Annotated in this window: 16 protein-coding genes; 8 read left to right on the top strand and 8 right to left on the bottom strand. The window is 66.6% G+C overall.

The annotated features are described in order from the left end of the window. Position 1 precedes the first annotated feature (1 nt). From hutG to hutI, 3 genes are read right to left on the bottom strand one after another with little or no spacing between them, the layout of a single operon-like run. Positions 2–802, bottom strand: coding sequence for an N-formylglutamate deformylase (gene hutG, locus G0A00_RS10325; protein ID WP_164181112.1), 801 nt, complete (start codon positions 800–802; stop codon positions 2–4). After that, positions 799–2,316 (bottom strand): histidine ammonia-lyase, encoded by a 1,518-nt coding sequence (gene hutH, locus G0A00_RS10320; RefSeq protein ID WP_164181114.1) that lies wholly within the window; start codon positions 2,314–2,316, stop codon positions 799–801. Before hutH ends, hutG begins: the two co-directional genes overlap by 4 nt. Beyond that, positions 2,313–3,518, bottom strand: a complete 1,206-nt coding sequence (gene hutI / locus G0A00_RS10315; protein WP_164181116.1) for an imidazolonepropionase — start codon at positions 3,516–3,518, stop codon at positions 2,313–2,315. The genes hutH and hutI overlap by 4 nt, the downstream gene beginning before the upstream one ends. Positions 3,519–3,768: 250 nt before the next feature. Between hutI and G0A00_RS10310 the strand changes: the two genes are divergently transcribed. The 3 genes from G0A00_RS10310 (at position 3,769) to G0A00_RS10300 (ending at position 7,298) form a co-directional block, all read left to right on the top strand. Next, the gene (locus tag G0A00_RS10310) at positions 3,769–5,121 is read left to right on the top strand and encodes an LLM class flavin-dependent oxidoreductase (RefSeq protein ID WP_164181118.1); all 1,353 of its coding nucleotides are present in this window, start codon (positions 3,769–3,771) and stop codon (positions 5,119–5,121) included. Positions 5,122–5,260: 139 nt separating this feature from the next. Beyond that, positions 5,261–6,301, top strand: a complete 1,041-nt coding sequence (locus G0A00_RS10305; RefSeq protein ID WP_066102239.1) for an AI-2E family transporter — start codon at positions 5,261–5,263, stop codon at positions 6,299–6,301. Positions 6,302–6,467: 166 nt separating this feature from the next. Then, positions 6,468–7,298 carry a hypothetical protein gene (locus tag G0A00_RS10300; RefSeq protein ID WP_164181120.1) on the top strand — a complete coding sequence of 277 codons (831 nt, stop codon included), beginning with the start codon at positions 6,468–6,470 and terminating at the stop codon, positions 7,296–7,298. A 189-nt stretch (positions 7,299–7,487) separates the two neighbouring features. Here the strand turns inward: G0A00_RS10300 and G0A00_RS10295 are convergent, their stop codons facing one another. Continuing rightward, the gene (locus G0A00_RS10295) at positions 7,488–8,480 is read right to left on the bottom strand and encodes a YihY/virulence factor BrkB family protein (RefSeq protein WP_083191156.1); all 993 of its coding nucleotides are present in this window, start codon (positions 8,478–8,480) and stop codon (positions 7,488–7,490) included. A 149-nt stretch (positions 8,481–8,629) separates the two neighbouring features. Between G0A00_RS10295 and G0A00_RS10290 the strand changes: the two genes are divergently transcribed. The 4 genes from G0A00_RS10290 to G0A00_RS10275 all read left to right on the top strand — a co-directional run bounded on the left by G0A00_RS10290 (position 8,630) and on the right by G0A00_RS10275 (position 11,288). Then, positions 8,630–9,160, top strand: a complete 531-nt coding sequence (locus G0A00_RS10290; RefSeq protein ID WP_164181122.1) for a hypothetical protein — start codon at positions 8,630–8,632, stop codon at positions 9,158–9,160. 101 nt (positions 9,161–9,261) lie between these two features. Next, a complete protein-coding gene (locus G0A00_RS10285; protein ID WP_368667684.1) occupies positions 9,262–10,185 on the top strand; it encodes a diacylglycerol kinase family protein in 924 nt (307 codons plus the stop codon). After that, entirely contained in the window at positions 10,182–10,988 is an 807-nt protein-coding gene (locus tag G0A00_RS10280) for a metallophosphoesterase (RefSeq protein WP_164181126.1), read from the top strand. The genes G0A00_RS10285 and G0A00_RS10280 overlap by 4 nt, the downstream gene beginning before the upstream one ends. Before the next feature lie 84 nt (positions 10,989–11,072). Next, entirely contained in the window at positions 11,073–11,288 is a 216-nt protein-coding gene (locus G0A00_RS10275; RefSeq protein WP_164181127.1) for a hypothetical protein, read from the top strand. A 55-nt stretch (positions 11,289–11,343) separates the two neighbouring features. Here G0A00_RS10275 and G0A00_RS10270 read toward each other — a convergent pair whose 3' ends face one another. From G0A00_RS10270 to msrB, 3 genes are all read right to left on the bottom strand, one after another. Beyond that, positions 11,344–11,964, bottom strand: a complete 621-nt coding sequence (locus tag G0A00_RS10270; protein ID WP_164181129.1) for an exopolysaccharide biosynthesis protein — start codon at positions 11,962–11,964, stop codon at positions 11,344–11,346. Between the two features lie 118 nt (positions 11,965–12,082). Further along, on the bottom strand, positions 12,083–12,592 hold the full coding sequence (gene msrA / locus G0A00_RS10265; protein WP_164181131.1) for a peptide-methionine (S)-S-oxide reductase MsrA: 510 nt from the start codon (positions 12,590–12,592) through the stop codon (positions 12,083–12,085). Further along, the gene (gene msrB, locus G0A00_RS10260; RefSeq protein WP_164181133.1) at positions 12,589–13,038 is read right to left on the bottom strand and encodes a peptide-methionine (R)-S-oxide reductase MsrB; all 450 of its coding nucleotides are present in this window, start codon (positions 13,036–13,038) and stop codon (positions 12,589–12,591) included. The genes msrA and msrB overlap by 4 nt, the downstream gene beginning before the upstream one ends. A gap of 299 nt (positions 13,039–13,337) precedes the next feature. On the opposite strand from msrB, the gene G0A00_RS10255 reads away from it, so the two are divergent. Further along, positions 13,338–13,880: a hypothetical protein gene (locus G0A00_RS10255; RefSeq protein ID WP_066102271.1), complete on the top strand. Its 543-nt coding sequence runs from the start codon at positions 13,338–13,340 to the stop codon at positions 13,878–13,880. 297 nt (positions 13,881–14,177) lie between these two features. Here the strand turns inward: G0A00_RS10255 and queG are convergent, their stop codons facing one another. Further along, positions 14,178–15,227, bottom strand: a complete 1,050-nt coding sequence (gene queG, locus G0A00_RS10250) for a tRNA epoxyqueuosine(34) reductase QueG (protein WP_164181135.1) — start codon at positions 15,225–15,227, stop codon at positions 14,178–14,180. Positions 15,228–15,331 lie beyond the last annotated feature (104 nt).

Below are 15,331 nucleotides of genomic sequence, written 5' to 3'. Positions count from 1 at the left end.
ATTACTTGGCAAGCGAAGGCGCCAGCGCCTCGATCCGGAGCAGCAGGTCGGAAAGCGGGGCGCGCAGCCGCGCCGCCTTGGTCTCGTCATAGGCATAAGGGGCCACCTCGCTCTCGAGATGCGTGTCCTGCGCCAGTTCCATCTGGATGGCGTGGAACCCCTCTTCGGGGCGGCCGTAGTTGCGCGTCGTCCAGCCGCCTTTAAAGCGGCCATTGAGCGTGAAGGTGTAGCCCTCGGCAGCGGCGCAGACCTCGGCCACCGCCGCCTCGATGGCGGGATCGCAGGTGGTGCCCCCGGCGGTGCCGATGTTGAAATCGGGCAGCTTGCCGTCGAACAGGAACGGGATGTGCGAGCGGATCGAGTGGCAGTCGTAGAGGATCGCCACGCCATGCTTCGCCCGCACCCGCTCCATCTCGGCCATCAGCGCCGCATGATAGGGCGCGTGGAAGGCGTCGCGCCGGGCGGCAATCTCGGCCTCATCCGGCTCTTCAAGCCAGATCGGCGTGCCGTCGAAATCGGTCAGCGGCACCAGCCCGGTGGTGTTCTGGCCGGGATAGAGGCTGGCGCCATCCGGCGGGCGGTTGGCGTCGATCACATAGCGGTGGAAGGTGGCACGCACCATGGTCGCGCCGGGCAGCAGCCCGTCGTAAAGCGTGTGGATGTGCCAGTCGGTATCGCTCAGTTCCTGCCCGCGTGGGGTGAGCTTGCGGAAGATCTCGTCGGGCAGATAGGTGCCGGTGTGCGGCAGGCCGAGGACGATGGGACTGTCGCCGCGACTGACAGTAACGGGCTCGTTTCTCACAGCGCTTCCTCCAGCTCAGCGGCCGCCAGCAACGCGCCCGAGCGCACCAGCGCGGCCCCTTCTTCGAGGTCGGGCGCGAGGTAGCGGTCATTCTCCAGCGGCGCGACGCGCGTGCGGATCTTCGCGACCACCCGCGCCAGACGGTGCGAGGTCTTGAGCGGCGCGCGGAAATCCACGCCCTGCGCGGCACAAAGCGCCTCGACCCCAAGGATCACCGACAGGTTTCGGTTCATCAGACCAAGGCGGCGCGCGCCATGGGCGGCCATCGACACATGGTCCTCCTGGTTGGCAGAGGTCGGCGTGCTGTCGGTCGAGCAGGGATTCGCGAGATGCTTGTTCTCGGACATCAGCGCGGCGGTGGTCACCTCGGCGATCATATAGCCCGAGTTCAGCCCCGGCGCGGGCGTCAGGAAGGGCGGCAGGTCGTGGTTCATCGCCGGGTCGACCATCAGCGCGACGCGGCGCTGCGCGATGGCCCCGATCTCCGAGAGCGCCAGCGCGATCTGGTCGGCGGCGAAGGCCACCGGCTCGGCGTGGAAATTGCCGCCCGAGACGATGTTGCCCGGCCCCAGCACCAGCGGGTTGTCGGTGACCGCGTTGGCCTCGATCTCCAGCGTCGTCGCGGCATAGCGCAGCAGGTCGATCGCCGCGCCCGCCACCTGCGGCTGACAGCGGATGCAATAGGGATCCTGCACGCGGGTATCGCCCTCGCGGTGGCTCTCGCGGATCTCCGAGCCCTCCATCAGCTCGCGGATGCCGGCGGCGACCTCGATCTGCCCGCGATGGCCGCGCAGCGTGTGGATCTCGGCACGGGTGGGCGCGGTGGAACCCATGATCGCGTCGGTGGTGAGGCTGGCGGTGACAATCGAGGTCTGCGCATTGCGCCAGCCTTCGAACAGCCCGACCAGCGCCAGCGCGGTGGAAAACTGCGTGCCGTTGATCAGCGCGAGGCCCTCTTTCGGCCCCAGAACCACCGGCTCCAGCCCGGCCTTGGCCAGCGCCTCGGCGCCGTGATGCACCTCACCCTCGAACTCCGCCTGCCCTGCCCCAAGCAGCACGGCGGTCATATGCGCCAGCGGCGCGAGATCGCCCGACGCGCCGACCGAGCCCTGACAGGGCACCACCGGGGTCACGCCCTTTTCGAGCATTGCCTCCAGCAGATCGACCGTCTGCACCTGCACACCCGACGCGCCGCGCCCAAGGCTGAGCAGCTTGAGCGCCATCATCAGGCGCGTGGTGGCGCGGGGCAGCGGCTCGCCGACGCCGCAGCAATGCGACAGGATCAGATTGCGCTGCAGCGTCGCCGTATCCTCGGGCGCGATCTTGATCGAGGCGAGCTTGCCGAAGCCGGTGTTGACGCCATAGATCGCCTCCGACCCGGCGGCGGCATCGGCGACGACCTTGGCCGAAGCGGCGATGGCCGGGCGCGCCGCGTCATCGAGACGGGCGGGCGCGTCGGTCCGCCAGAGCTGTTCGAGCTGCGCCAGCGTGGCGGCGCCGGGGGTGAGGATCATGCGTGGCCTCCAAAGATACGGGAATGAAGCGGGTTGAACCCGATGCGATAGGACAGCTCTGCGGGGCTGTCGGTGTTCCAGATACAAAGATCGGCGCGCTGACCGGCGGCAATGCGGCCCCGGTCACTAAAGCCAAGCGCCTTGGCCGCATTGACCGTCACCCCGCGCAGCGCCTCTTCCGGCGTCATGCGAAAGAGCGTGCAGCCCATGTTCATGGTCAGCAGCAGCGAGGTCAGCGGCGAAGTGCCGGGGTTTGCGTCGGTCGACAGCGCCATGGGCACATTGTGCTCGCGGAAGGCCGCGACGGGCGGTGCCTGCGTCTCGTGGATGGCGTAGAAAGCGCCGGGCAGCAGCACGGCGACCATTCCCGCCTCTGCCATCGCTGCGGCGTCGGCCTCGGTGGCGTATTCCACGTGATCGGCCGAGAGCGCGCCATATTTGGCCGCAAGCTGGATACCGCCCTGATGCGACAGCTGCTCGGCGTGCAGCTTGACCGGCAGGCCCAGCTCTTGCGCCTCGGCAAAGACCGGCTCCATCTCGGCGGCGGAAAAGGCAATGCCCTCGCAAAAACCGTCGACCGCATCCACCAGCCCCTCGGCATGCGCCGCGCGCAGGGTCGGCAGGCAGATCTGCGCGATATACTCGGCCTTGGTCCCTTGCCACTCGGGCGGCAGCGCGTGGGCACCAAGGAAAGTGGTCACCACATGCACCGGGCGCAGTTCGGCCAGCTTGCGCGCGACGCGCAACAGCCGCAGTTCGGTGTCGCGGTCAAGGCCGTAGCCTGACTTGATCTCCACCGTGGTCACGCCTTCGGCCAGCAGCGCGTCGAGCCGCGGCAGGGATTGCGCGATCAGCGCGCCCTCGTCCGCCTCGCGGGTGTGGCGCACGGTCGAGGCGATGCCGCCTCCGGCGCGGGCGATCTCTTCGTAGCTGGCGCCTTCGAGCCGCATCTCGAACTCGCGGGCGCGCGAGCCGCCGTAGACGAGGTGGGTGTGGCAGTCGGTGAGCGCGGGCGTCACCAGACGCCCTTCGAGGTCAGTCACCTGCCAAGCCGCATAGGCCTCGGGGAGGTCGGCCATAGGCCCGACCCAAGCGATGGTCTCGCCGTCGATGGCCACGGCGCCGCCCTCGAGCAGCCCATAGCCCTTCTCCCCTTCCAGCGTCACCAGAGTCCCGCCGCGCAGCACCTGTTGCTCTGTCATCTCGATTCTCCCGGTCGTTGCGCCTTTATGTCTATACAATAAGTCACCTGTCAATCGAGCCGTTGGGAAAACCCGCACCCACGCGCCAAGCTGCTCAACAACCAAGCACCACGCGGGACGGGCGGACAGGCGCCTCACTCACACCTCTTCACTTTAGAAAAACTAAACCAATGCGCAGCCCCACCCCGCTTGTCCAAAGCCCCGCCAAGCGACATTCTCGCTGCATCTTTCGCTTGCCAGAGGACTTCCCATGTCGCGCCCCGACCAGCTCAAACTCGGTACGTTCGTCTATACCTTCGGCTTCCACCCGGCGGCTTGGCTGCACCCGGGCAGCGACGTCCATGGCGCCAACGACCTGTCTCACCTGAAGAAGGTCGCGCAGATCTCTGAGGCGGCAAAACTGGACTTTATGTTCTTCGCCGACAGCCCTGCCGCGGCCATCGGCGATCCGGCCGCCCTCGCCCGGCAGCCCACCAAGATGAACCGCTTCGAGCCGATCACCGCGATCACCGCGCTGTCCCAGCACACCGAGAAGCTGGGCTTCGTTGCCACCGCCTCGACCTCTTACTATGAACCCTACAACATCGCGCGGCTCTACGCCTCGGCGGACCACATGTCGGGCGGGCGGATGTGCTGGAACGTGGTGACCTCGGACCATGACGAGACCGGCTACAACTACAACCGCGAGGGGCTGCCGCCGCATTCCGAGCGCTATGAGCGCTGCGAGGAATTCGTCGACGTGGTCTTCGGCCTGTGGGACAGCTACGAGCCCGATGCGCTGCTGCTCGACCGCGACAGCGGCATCTACCACGACCAGCACAAGCTCCACGAGCTGAACCACCACGGCAAGCACTTCCAGGTGCGCGGCCCGCTCAACATTGCCCGCACCCCGCAGGGCCGCCCGGTGATCGCGCAGGCGGGCGGGTCGGAGCCCGGCATGGAACTGGCCGCCCGCACCGCCGAGATGGTGTTCTCGCTGGCCTCCAACATCGACAAGAACCGCGCTTTCTATGCCAATGTGAAGGGCCGGATGGCGAAATACGGACGGCATGAGGACGATCTGAAGATCATGCCCGGCATCGTCATCAACGTCGGCGAGACCGAGGAAGAGGCCAAAGCCAAAGAGCAGCAACTGGTCGACCTGATGCACCCGGACGTCGGGCTGCTGATGCTGCAGGAATTCCTCGAGGCGGACCTGCACGGCGTCGATCTCGACAAGCCCTTCCCGATGGAGCGGATGCCGGAAAAGGCCAAGGGCTCGAAGGCGCTCTTCGACGAGTTGAAGGAGTTTGTCACCCAAGGCCACACGATGCGCGAGCTGATCACGCATTATGCCCGCCGCCACACCGGCAACGGGCTGACCGGCACGCCGACGCAGATCGCCGATTTCATGCAGGAATGGTTCGAGACCCGCGCCGCCGACGGTTTCATCCTGATGTTCCCCACGCTGCCCTCCTCGCTGGAGGATTTCACCCGGCTGGTGGTGCCCGAACTGCGCCGCCGCGGCCTCTTCCGGGACGAGTATGAAGCCAGCACCCTGCGCGGCAATCTCGGCATCTCGGAGCCCGCCAACCGCTACACGCTGGCCCGCGCGGCGGAGTGAGCCACAGACGGGGGACCGGGGCGCTGCCCCGGACCCCGAAGTATTTTGTGAAAGATGAAAGGATACCGCGCGGGGCGAGGAACCAAATCAGAGTCTCGCGGTTGAGGGGCATGATCCCATATTCGAGACCTTGCATTACATGAATCGCGCGCCCAGCCACGATCCCGTTCTCCGAGTCAGCGCAGCGATCCTCGCCGGTCTCGCCCTGCTCGTCGGCCTCAAACTCGCCGAAGACATCTTTGCACCGCTTCTGCTCGCCATCACCGTCGGCGTGATTTTCGCGCCGGTGGTGGACCGGCTCGCCAAGTTCGGCCTGCCGCGCGGCCTCGTGGCCATCGCGCTGATCGTGCTGATCTTCTTTGTCGTCATCGCGCTTGGCTTTCTGGTCGAACCCTATGTGACCTCGGCAATCGACCGCATCCCCACGGTGAAATACGAGATCCGCAAGTTCCTCTTCGAATATCGCGACCTCATTCGCGGCATAGACGAGGTGGAGCAGGCGCTTGGCGCGGCCAAGGAAAAGAGCGACGAGGCGGGAGGCATGCCCACGGTCAGCGATGCGCTCTACCTCGCGCCGGTCATCGTTGCGCAATCGCTGGTGTTCTTCGGCGGGCTGTTCTTTTTCCTGCTGACGCGCTGGAACATCTACAACTGGATGTCGCGCCGCATCGGCGACACCACCACGACGGCGGTGATGCTGGATCGCTTCTGTTCCGCCGAGAACGCGGTCTCGCGCTATTTCGCGACGATCACCGCGATCAACATCGGCCTCGGTTTCGCGGTCACCGGCGGGCTGATGGCCATCGGCATGTCCGGCGCGCCGATCTGGGGCATCGCCGCGGCGCTGCTGAACTTTGTGCTCTATGTCGGGCCGGCGGCGATGGCGGCGGGGCTGCTGCTCAACGGGCTGGTGGCCTTTGACGGGCTGATGAGCTTTGCACCCATGGCGATCTATCTCGCGCTCAACATGTGCGAGGCGCAGTTCGTCACCCCCGGCCTCGTCGGCAAGCACATCCAGATCAACCCCTTCATGATCTTCGTGTCGCTGGTGTTTTGGCTCTGGCTCTGGGGGCCCTTGGGCGGCATCGTCGCCATCCCGACCACGGTGATCGTGCTCAACCTCTTCAACATCCTCGGCGAAGGCCGCCGGACCCAGAGCGCACGGCGCACCCCAGACTGAGCGTCCCATTCTGAGACCGCCCGTGCTGGCGGCAGACAGGGGCTAGGTGCAAAGAATGCTTTGAGAAAAGCGCCGGATGAGTGATCATCATCCGGCGGAGGAGACGCGCCCCCGGCCGGAGGCCACCGTAGATCCTGCGTGGCCCCATTTATGTCGGGTGTATCCGGTGAGCATTGCAGCACATCCCATTCCGTTCTGGCTGGTCATCGTCATTCTTCTGTTGGCCCTGCCCGCCTGCGCCTACGCGGGCTTTCGCTTCGGCAGTTTCGAGTTGCGCCGCCACGCGCCGGGCGATGCCAGCGCTCCGCTCGCTGGCGAAGCCTCTCTTGGTGCGCTTCTGGCGCTGCTCGGCCTTCTGCTGGGCTTCACCTTCAGCGCCACATTGAACTGGCGCGAGGCCAGCACTGCCGCCGTGGTCGAGGAAGGCGCGGCACTCGGCACCGCCTTCCTGCGCGCCGATCTTCTGCCCGAGGGCGCGGGCCGGCCCTTGCAGGAGGCGCTGCTGGACTACGCCCGCACGCGGGTCATCCCGGCGGGCCACCGTGCCACCCGCGCGCAGATCGACGCTGTGCTTGCCCGCTCCGCCGAGGCACAGGCCAAACTCTGGCCCGCGGTCACCTCTGCGCTGACCCCGGACGTGCCCGGCCCCGTGCAGACCTTCGTCGCGGGCGGCGTGACCGAAGTGCTGGACGCGCACAGCCGCCGCGTGGCCGCCGCCTCAAAGTCGATCTCGGTCGGTATCTGGGGGCTTCTGGCCTTTGCGGCCGGGGCGGGTGTCTTCATCCTCGGCAACCGCACCGCGTTGCAGGGGCGCCGCCTGACGTGGCGCACCATGGTGTTCTCGTTGGTGCTGACCAGCGTTCTTGTCACCATCAACGATCTGTCCCGCGCGTCGGATGGGTTCACCACCGTGCGTCAGGACGCGATCCTCGCGACGATCGCCGATATGGAGGCCGCGCTTGGCGCCGCCGCCTTGGCCAGCGCCCGGCAGCCCTGAGAAACCGATAGCTCTGAGAAAACGGCTGGCGACAAGAGAAAAGGCTCCACCCGGGGAAGGTGGAGCCTTGGTAGGGCCCGGGCCACATGAGGGAAGTCGGGACAGGTGGCAGCCCGGGAACAGGGACAGGACTGATCGTGCGTCCTTGCATCCCCAACACCCCGGGAAAAGAAAGGTTCCGCAAAGAGTTCAGTTTTTTTCGGGAAGTGCGTCCGGCGTCTCGGGGGCGGCCTCTGCGCGCTTTTCGGCGGCGGCTTTTTCCGCTGCCTTGCGCGCCGTGAGCACCCGCAAAAGCTCGGTATTGAGCTGCGCGCCCAGCAAGGTCACCAGCGCGCTGATGTAGAACCACAGCAGCAGGGCGACCACCGCACCAAGCGAGCCATAGACCTCGTTCAGCCGGTCGAAATTGCGCAGGTAGCTGGCCAGCGCGAAAGACCCGAAGGCCCATGCGATCACCGCAATCGCCGCCCCCGGTGTCAGCCAGGGCATGCGCGAATGGCGCTTGTTGGGGCCAAAGCGATAGACCAGCGCCACGGCGAGATAGACCACGCACAAAAGCACGATCCATTTCGCCCCTTCCACCGCGATCTCGATCGAGGTGGGCAGCCCGACGAAGGCCAGCGCCACAGGGATCACCACCACCGCCGCGAAGGCCAGCAGCGCCACCAGCACCAGCAGCGCGGTCATCCCGTAGGCCACGACGACGCGGCGCACGGGGTTCATCCGATGCGGCGCCTCGGTCACCGTGTTCAGCCCGCGGATCAGCGCCGCAACCGAGGCCCGCGCCGACCAGATCGCCAGCACGATCGACAGGATCGAGGCCCATTGCAGCGTCGAGCGGTTGGTCGAGATAAGCTGGGTGATCTGCGTGTCGATCAGCTGATAGGCGACCTCGGGGATCATTTCCGTGAGCAGGTCCATCTGCTCGGAAATGGCGATCGGATCGGCCCAATAGCCCCAGATCGCGATCACCGCCGCCATCGCCGGAAAGATCGACAGGAAGGCGTAAAAGGCCACCCCGGCGGCGATCAGGCCGAGGTTGCGCTCGTCCATGCGCTGCCACGTGCGCCAGAGCGCGTGCAGCCAGCCGCGCAGACCGACAAAGCGCAGATGCAGTCGGTCCTCTTCGGAAGAAGCGCGCTTTTTCTGTGTGGAAGGGCTGGAGGAGGTGCTCTGCGTCATGCGGGCAACCTGCGCAGAAGCCGCCGCAACGTCAATCCGCGGCAAGCGCTTGGCGCGTAAGAAATGGGCAGCCGTGGCAGATAAACCGAACCTTAGGCCCTGACGGCTATCGCTGCGGCAATCTGCCAAAGCCGAGGCTGCCCTTGCCCATGTCACGCCCCTCCCTGCTACGCTGCCTTCTGGCCTCTCTGCTCTGCATCAGCGCGCCCTGCGCCGGTCTGCAGGCGGCGGACCAGACGCCGGATTTTGGCCCGGCCCTCGTGCTGCGGCGCGGTCCCGTGCTGCCCGCCCCTAGCGCCAGCGCCGCGCCGGACCCCCGCGTGGTGGTGCGCGACGATGCCGGTGGGCCGCTGCGCCCGCGACTGCGACAGGTGCAGCGGCTGCGCGCGCAAGGCGCGCGGGTCGAACTGCGCGGGCGCTTCTGCAACTCGGCCTGCACCCTTCTGCTTGGCGCGGGCAACGTCTGCGTCTCGCCGCAAACGCGGTTCGGCTTTCACGGCCCGCACTATCGTGCCGGAACGATGAGCGCCGATCGCTTCGAGCATTGGTCCACCCGCATGGCAGAGACCTACCCGCCCCCGCTGCGCGGCTGGTTCCTGTCGCGCGCGCGCTTTGCAGGCCCGGTCCCGCTCACCCTCACCGGGGCCGAGCTGATCGCCATGGGCATCGCGCCGTGCTGACCGGGGATCGCAGCGCCGCGGGAACCACGCCCAAGGCCGCCGCGTTGACCGGATGAACCCCGATGGAGGCTGCGCCGGTGCCGGAACAACGCAAGATCTGTGTGATTCTGAACGAACATTCCGGGGACCACCCCGACAAGCAAAGCCGCCGAAAGACGCTCAACGCGCTTTTCGAGCGCTACGGGCTGGAGGCTGAACTGATCGGCCTGACCCCCGAGAAATCCATTCTCGACACCGCGCGCAAGGCCGCGAACAGCGGCTGCGGCATCCTTGTGGCCGCAGGCGGCGACGGCACCATCGGCGCGGTCGCCACCGCCGCCCATGAGGCCGGTGTCACCATGGGGGTGATCCCGCAGGGCACGTTTAACTATTTCGCGCGGGGTCTCGACATCCCCGAGGAACCCGAAGGCGCCATCGCGGTGCTGGCCACGGGCCGCCTGCGCGAGATCAGCCTCGGCGAGGTGAACGGCGAGGTGTTCCTAAACAACGCCAGCCTTGGGATCTATCCGTTGATCCTGCGCACGCGCGAGGGTGTCTATCAGCGCTGGGGCCGGTCGCGCGTCGCCGCCTATTGGTCGGTGATCCTCGCGCTCGCGGGCTTCCGCCACCCGCTGCGCATGGAGGTCACCGTGGATGGCCGCAAGAGCCGCATCCGCACGCCGCTCGCCTTCGTGGCCAACAGCGCCTATCAGCTCGATCAGTTCAATCTCGACGGCGGCGATGCGATCCGCGACGGGGATTTCGTGCTCTTCACCTCCAAAGGCAGCAGCCGCTGGGACCTGATCCGCGCCTCGGTGCGCCTCGCCATGGGCAAGGCGCAGAAGGGCGAGGAGTTCGGCTTTGTCACCGGGCGCGACATCACGCTGCACACCGATCGCCCGCGCGCGCTGGTCGCCCGCGATGGCGAAAAAGAACTGATGGAGACCCCCATCCGCTTTTGCCGCCGCGACGCACCGCTGCGCGTCATGGTCCCGTCCGACAATACCCCCAATGAGAATACCCCGACCGAGCAAACTGCGGCATGACCCGACTGATCCACATCTCTGACCTGCATTTTGGCCGCGACGCGCCCGAGCTTCTTGATCCGCTGCTGCGCGCGGTCAACCGCGCCAAGCCAGACCTCGTTGCGGTGACCGGCGATTTCACCCAGCGCGCCCGTCGCAGCCAGTACCGCGAGGCCCGTGCCTTCCTGCGCAAGCTGAGCGCGCCCTGGATGGCGGTGCCGGGCAACCACGACGTCTCGCTCGACAATCTCTGGCTGCGCTTCGTCCGCCCCTATCGCCGCTACCGCCGGTTCATCACCGAAGACATGATGCCGGTGAAACAGCTGCCGGGGCTGACCGTCGTGGGCTTCAACACCGTCGACCGCTTCCGCTGGCAGCGTGGCAAAATCCGCTGGCTGCAGATGCGCAATGCCTGCCGCATCTTCTCGGAAAGCAAGGGGCTCAACGTGGTGCTGGCCCACCACCCGTTCGAGCAAGACGCGGATGTCGACAAATCGCTGATGCGTGACGCCGATCAGGCGATTGAACGGCTGTCGGAATGCGGCGCGCATCTGGTTCTGTCGGGCCATCTGCATCGCTGGCGGACAGAGCCGTTCCTGTCGCGCAAACACGGTACGCAGGTGCTTCAGGTGCATGTGGGCACGGGGCTGTCGACCCGGCGGCGCGGGCAGGAGAATGATTTCGCCATCCTCGATCTGCAAAGTCACAGCGCCGACATCCGCCGCATGGTCGCCCGCCATGGCCATTTCGACGAGGCCGAGCGGCGGCTCTACCACTTCGGCGACAAAGGCTGGTCCCGAGCCGAAGGCGCAACCGCGTCGTGATCTGTCACCGCGGAACCGCGCACGCGATCAAAGCGTTGATAAATAACTAAATAATGCAGCACCGCCACCGAAAGGATACCTCTGATGAGCGAAGCAAGCCAAGAGCGCACGCATCAGTATGACATCGCTCACCCGCGCGATCTAGGCACCATGCCCGGTGACGCGGGCGCTTGGGATCGTGCCGTTCCGCCACAAAGCGAGGGCGACCAAGGCAGCCGCGGGTGGCATTCGGTGGTTATGTTCTGCGGCCTCGCGCTGGTCGCACTGCTGATCATCAACGTCTTTGGTGCGGCCCCCTGACAGGCAGCCAGACAGGGCCGCCTCACAGAGCCGCCTGACAGAATCTCCGCACGCTTTAGATCACGCCCGCGACCATCAGCGGGACAAGAACCGCCGCCGCCAGCGTGACGCAGCCCACCGTCGCAAAGAGCCCATCCCGCACCAGCATCGCCGTGGCAAAGCACAGCACCGTCAGGCCAAGGATCGACGACGAGAAGGGCACCAGTTCCAGAAACGGCATCGCCAGACCGCAGAGCACGCAGATCAGCTGCAGCACTTTGCGCATCGGCCCCGAGGTCATCACCCGCAGCCGCCGTTTGGCATGCTTGTCGAGCCAGTCGCTCAGCACGCGCAGCTTGTCCATCGCCTTGCGGGCCTTCGCGCCGTCGAAACTGCGGCTCATCAGGAAATCGGGCAGCCACAGGTAGCGCCGCGAGATCAGCATCTGCCCCGCGATGAAGGCGATGAGCAGCCCGCAGAACGTCGAGAACAGCGGAATCCCCGACAATGGCGAGACCACCAGCAGCGCCGGCACCATCAGCGCCGGAAGGAACGAGCTTTCGCCGAAGCTCTCGACCAGATCGCGCAGCGAAACCTCATCGCCTGAGGCCGCGTCCCGCAGCCGGTCGACGATTTCGCCCACCGGTCGCGAGGATTGCTCGACGGGCGCATCCTGCACCGCGCTGCTGCTGCTCATGTTGCGCCGTCCTTTGTCGCTGGGTCCGGAATATCGTCACCCGGCAAACGCGAACGCCCGCACTGCGGTTCCCCGAAAGGTTCCGCGGCGCGAGCCCCGCAGAGCGCGCCCAGCACGCTCATTCCGCGGCGTCACGTCGCGGCAGCACCCAGTCGGGGCGCGGGAAGTGGCAGGTGTAGCCACCCGGATAGCGCACAAGGTAATCCTGATGCTCCGGCTCGGCTTCCCAGAAATCGCCCACCGGCTCGACCTCGGTCACCACCTTGCCCGGCCAGATGCCAGAGGCTTCGACGTCAGCGATGGTCTCCAGCGCCTCTGCCTTCTGCGCCTCATCGACGTAATAGATCGCCGAGCGATAACTCATCCCCAGATCATTGCCCTGACGGTTCAGCGTGGTCGGGTCATGGATCTGAAAGAAGAACTCCAGCAGGCGGCGATAGGAGGTCTTTTCGGGATCGAACCAGATCTCGATCCCTTCGGCATGGGTGCCGTGATTGCGGTAAGTGGCGTTGGGCACGTCGCCCCCGGTATAGCCGACGCGGGTTTCGGCCACCCCCGGCAGCTTGCGGATCAGATCCTGCATGCCCCAGAAACACCCACCTGCGAGAACAGCGCGCTGCAAGCTCATGCCACATCCTCCACCTGATCGAGGTAAGCGCCGTAGCCCTCGGCCTCCATGTCATCGCGGTGCACAAAGCGCAGCGAGGCCGAGTTGATGCAATAGCGCAGCCCGCCACGGTCCACCGGCCCGTCGGGGAACACATGCCCAAGGTGCGAGTCGCCATGGGTCGAGCGCACCTCGGTGCGGATCATCCCGTGGGTGGTGTCACGCAGTTCGGCCACATGCGCGGGCTCGATCGGCTTGGTGAAGCTCGGCCAGCCGCAGCCGCTTTCGTATTTGTCGGACGAGGCAAAGAGCGGCTCGCCAGAGACGACATCGACGTAGATGCCCGGCTCCTTGTTGTCGAGATACTTGCCGGTGCCCGGCCGTTCGGTGCCGTTTTCCTGCGTGATGCGATACTGCTCGGGATCGAGCGTCGCGATCACGTCGGGATTGCGTTCATAGGTCGCCATGGAATGTCTCCGCTCGTGGTCTTGCCTCTAAGATGGGGCCCATTGCCGCCAATGCAAAGCCCCCCGGAAAAAGCGCCTGCCCGCCCCTGCGCCCAGCCTTGACGGCGCCCATTGCCGTAAGGGCAGCCGGAACCGGCGCTCCGCCGCCGCCCCTGCCCCATGGGTTCCGGCAATCCCCCGCCGGTTGGCACCTGCGGTGCGGCCGCAGGGATCCGAACCCCGCCCTCGCGCATTATCTGCATGACCGGCGCCGTGAAACCCGCCATCGCAACCGACCAAAGGATGCTTAGGAGACCGCCATGACCCTGCGTTCCACCACGAAATTCGGCCTCGCCGTTCTCACCGCCGCCTCGCTCTCGGGCGCGGCCCTCGCGCAGTCTTCCGGCACCGAAGACCCCGCAACGCAAAGCGAGACGCCGCTCGCAAGCAACGAGATGACCGAAAGCACCGGCGCCAGCGGCTCGGGCGTGACCGACACCACGCCGACCGCGACCACCACCACCGCCGACCTCGACGCCGAGGTGCCGCAAAGCTACGGACAGGTGATCTCCTCGCTGCACAACGCCGATCTGGCGATGGCCGACCCAGAGACCGTGACCGAAGCCACGCGGCTCAACATCCACGCGCTGAGCGAACTCAAGGGGCAGGCCAACGAAAGCGCCGTGGCACTGGATGACGCGCTGGCCGAGGCCGGGCCGCAACTGCGGGCGTTGCGCGAGCTGATGTCGGGCAATGACGAGCTGACCGCGCAACTGGACGCCGAAGGCTATGACGTGGACGATGTGATCGGGGTCTACGCGGGCAGCGACAGCATCGAGCTGCTGGTCGACGACCGCGACTGATCAGCGCCGCAAAAATCCGCGCTTCGGCGCGGGCACCGGGACTTACCTCGAGAGCCCGGCGGCCCTCCATGCCCATGGCGTGGGGGGCCGGTTTTTGTGCGCGCGCGTGTTCCGGCACGTTTCAATCACCCTCTCCTCAAACACCCTCTGTCGCGATCCCGTGAGGCTCCTTGCGCCGTATCGCCCCGCTGCCCATTTTTCCCGGCAGGAGGCACGTACCAATCCTGTCAGAGCCTCCGGAACCAAGACCCTCGTGGGCGTCGGTGCCATCCCTCGGCACCGGCGCTTCCGGGTCGCTCAGAGCCCCTGCAACCGCATCGCTGCCCATCGCGCCGCGTCCCGCACGGTCTCGTCCGGATCGTCGCAAAGCGCCAGCGCAGAGCCCCGCAGATCCCCCCGCCCGGAATTGCCGATGGCATAAAGCACATTGCGCACGAAGCGGTCGCGCCCGATCCGCTTGATCGGCGAGCCGGAAAAGCGCGCCCGGAACCCCGCATCGTCCAGCGCCGCAAGCTCCGCCAGCGGCGGCGCCAGCAGGTCCTCGCGGGCGTGGTATTTCACCTCCGCCGCGCGCTCGGCGAATTTGTTCCACGGACAGGCCGCGAGGCAATCGTCGCAGCCGTAGATGCGGTTGCCCATGAGCGCGCGCAGGTCTTCATCCACCGGGCCGTGATGCTCGATGGTCAGGTAAGAGATGCAGCGCCGCGCGTCGATCTGGTAGGGCGCGGGAAAGGCTTGCGTCGGGCAGGCATCCAGACAGGCCCGGCACGAGCCGCAATGGTCGCGCTCGTCAGCGTCCGCCGGCAGATCCAGCGTGGTGAAGATCGAGCCCAGAAAGAACCACGAGCCCAACTCGCGGCTCACAAGGTTGGTGTGCTTGCCCTGCCAGCCCAAGCCCGCCGCCTGCCCCAGCGGCTTTTCCATCACCGGCGCGGTGTCGACAAAGACCTTGATCTGCGGCGCCTCGCCCTCGCGCCCCGCCGCGTCGATGAGCCAGCGCCCGAGCCGCTTCAGCCGCTTCTTCACCACGTCATGATAGTCGCGGTTCTGCGCATAGACCGAGATCGCCGCCTGCTCCGGGCACTCCAGCACCGCCCGCGGGTCATGCTCCGGCCCGTAGTTCTCGGCCAGCATGATCACCGACCGCGCCTCGGGCCAGAGCGCCGAGGGATCGCCGCGCCAATGGGTGCGCTCGGCCATCCAGCCCATCTGCCCGTGACGCCCCGCCTCGAGAAACTCCGCCAGCCGCCCGGCCGCCTCCGGCACATCCCACGGGCGGCAGATGCGGCAGGCGGCAAAGCCCACCTCCGCCGCCTCCGCCAGCAGCCGTGCCTTCAGATCATCCAAGCGTCCGCCCTTCCTCTTGGCGAAAATATCCCGGGGGTGAGGCGCGCCAGCGCCGAGGGGGCAGCGCCCCCTCCTCGACGCCCCCACCCCAACAAGCCTCGGTA

It is taken from the genome of Salipiger sp. PrR002 (assembly GCF_010500775.1).
In the GTDB taxonomy this organism is placed as follows: domain Bacteria; phylum Pseudomonadota; class Alphaproteobacteria; order Rhodobacterales; family Rhodobacteraceae; genus Salipiger.
The sequence above is the reverse complement of the archived record's forward strand: the minus strand, read 5'-3'. Positions and strand labels throughout refer to the sequence as shown.

Excerpts from the sequence above, each read along its gene's own strand:
- hutH (WP_164181114.1), bottom strand. The coding sequence starts at position 2,316 with ATGATCCTCACCCCCGGCGCCGCCACGCTGGCGCAGCTCGAACAGCTC.
- hutI (WP_164181116.1), bottom strand. The coding sequence starts at position 3,518 with ATGACAGAGCAACAGGTGCTGCGCGGCGGGACTCTGGTGACGCTGGAA.
- G0A00_RS10310 (WP_164181118.1), top strand. The coding sequence starts at position 3,769 with ATGTCGCGCCCCGACCAGCTCAAACTCGGTACGTTCGTCTATACCTTC.
- G0A00_RS10305 (WP_066102239.1), top strand. The coding sequence starts at position 5,261 with ATGAATCGCGCGCCCAGCCACGATCCCGTTCTCCGAGTCAGCGCAGCG.
- G0A00_RS10295 (WP_083191156.1), bottom strand. The coding sequence starts at position 8,480 with ATGACGCAGAGCACCTCCTCCAGCCCTTCCACACAGAAAAAGCGCGCT.
- G0A00_RS10290 (WP_164181122.1), top strand. The coding sequence starts at position 8,630 with ATGTCACGCCCCTCCCTGCTACGCTGCCTTCTGGCCTCTCTGCTCTGC.
- G0A00_RS10280 (WP_164181126.1), top strand. The coding sequence starts at position 10,182 with ATGACCCGACTGATCCACATCTCTGACCTGCATTTTGGCCGCGACGCG.
- G0A00_RS10275 (WP_164181127.1), top strand. The coding sequence starts at position 11,073 with ATGAGCGAAGCAAGCCAAGAGCGCACGCATCAGTATGACATCGCTCAC.
- G0A00_RS10270 (WP_164181129.1), bottom strand. The coding sequence starts at position 11,964 with ATGAGCAGCAGCAGCGCGGTGCAGGATGCGCCCGTCGAGCAATCCTCG.
- msrA (WP_164181131.1), bottom strand. The coding sequence starts at position 12,592 with ATGAGCTTGCAGCGCGCTGTTCTCGCAGGTGGGTGTTTCTGGGGCATG.
- msrB (WP_164181133.1), bottom strand. The coding sequence starts at position 13,038 with ATGGCGACCTATGAACGCAATCCCGACGTGATCGCGACGCTCGATCCC.
- G0A00_RS10255 (WP_066102271.1), top strand. The coding sequence starts at position 13,338 with ATGACCCTGCGTTCCACCACGAAATTCGGCCTCGCCGTTCTCACCGCC.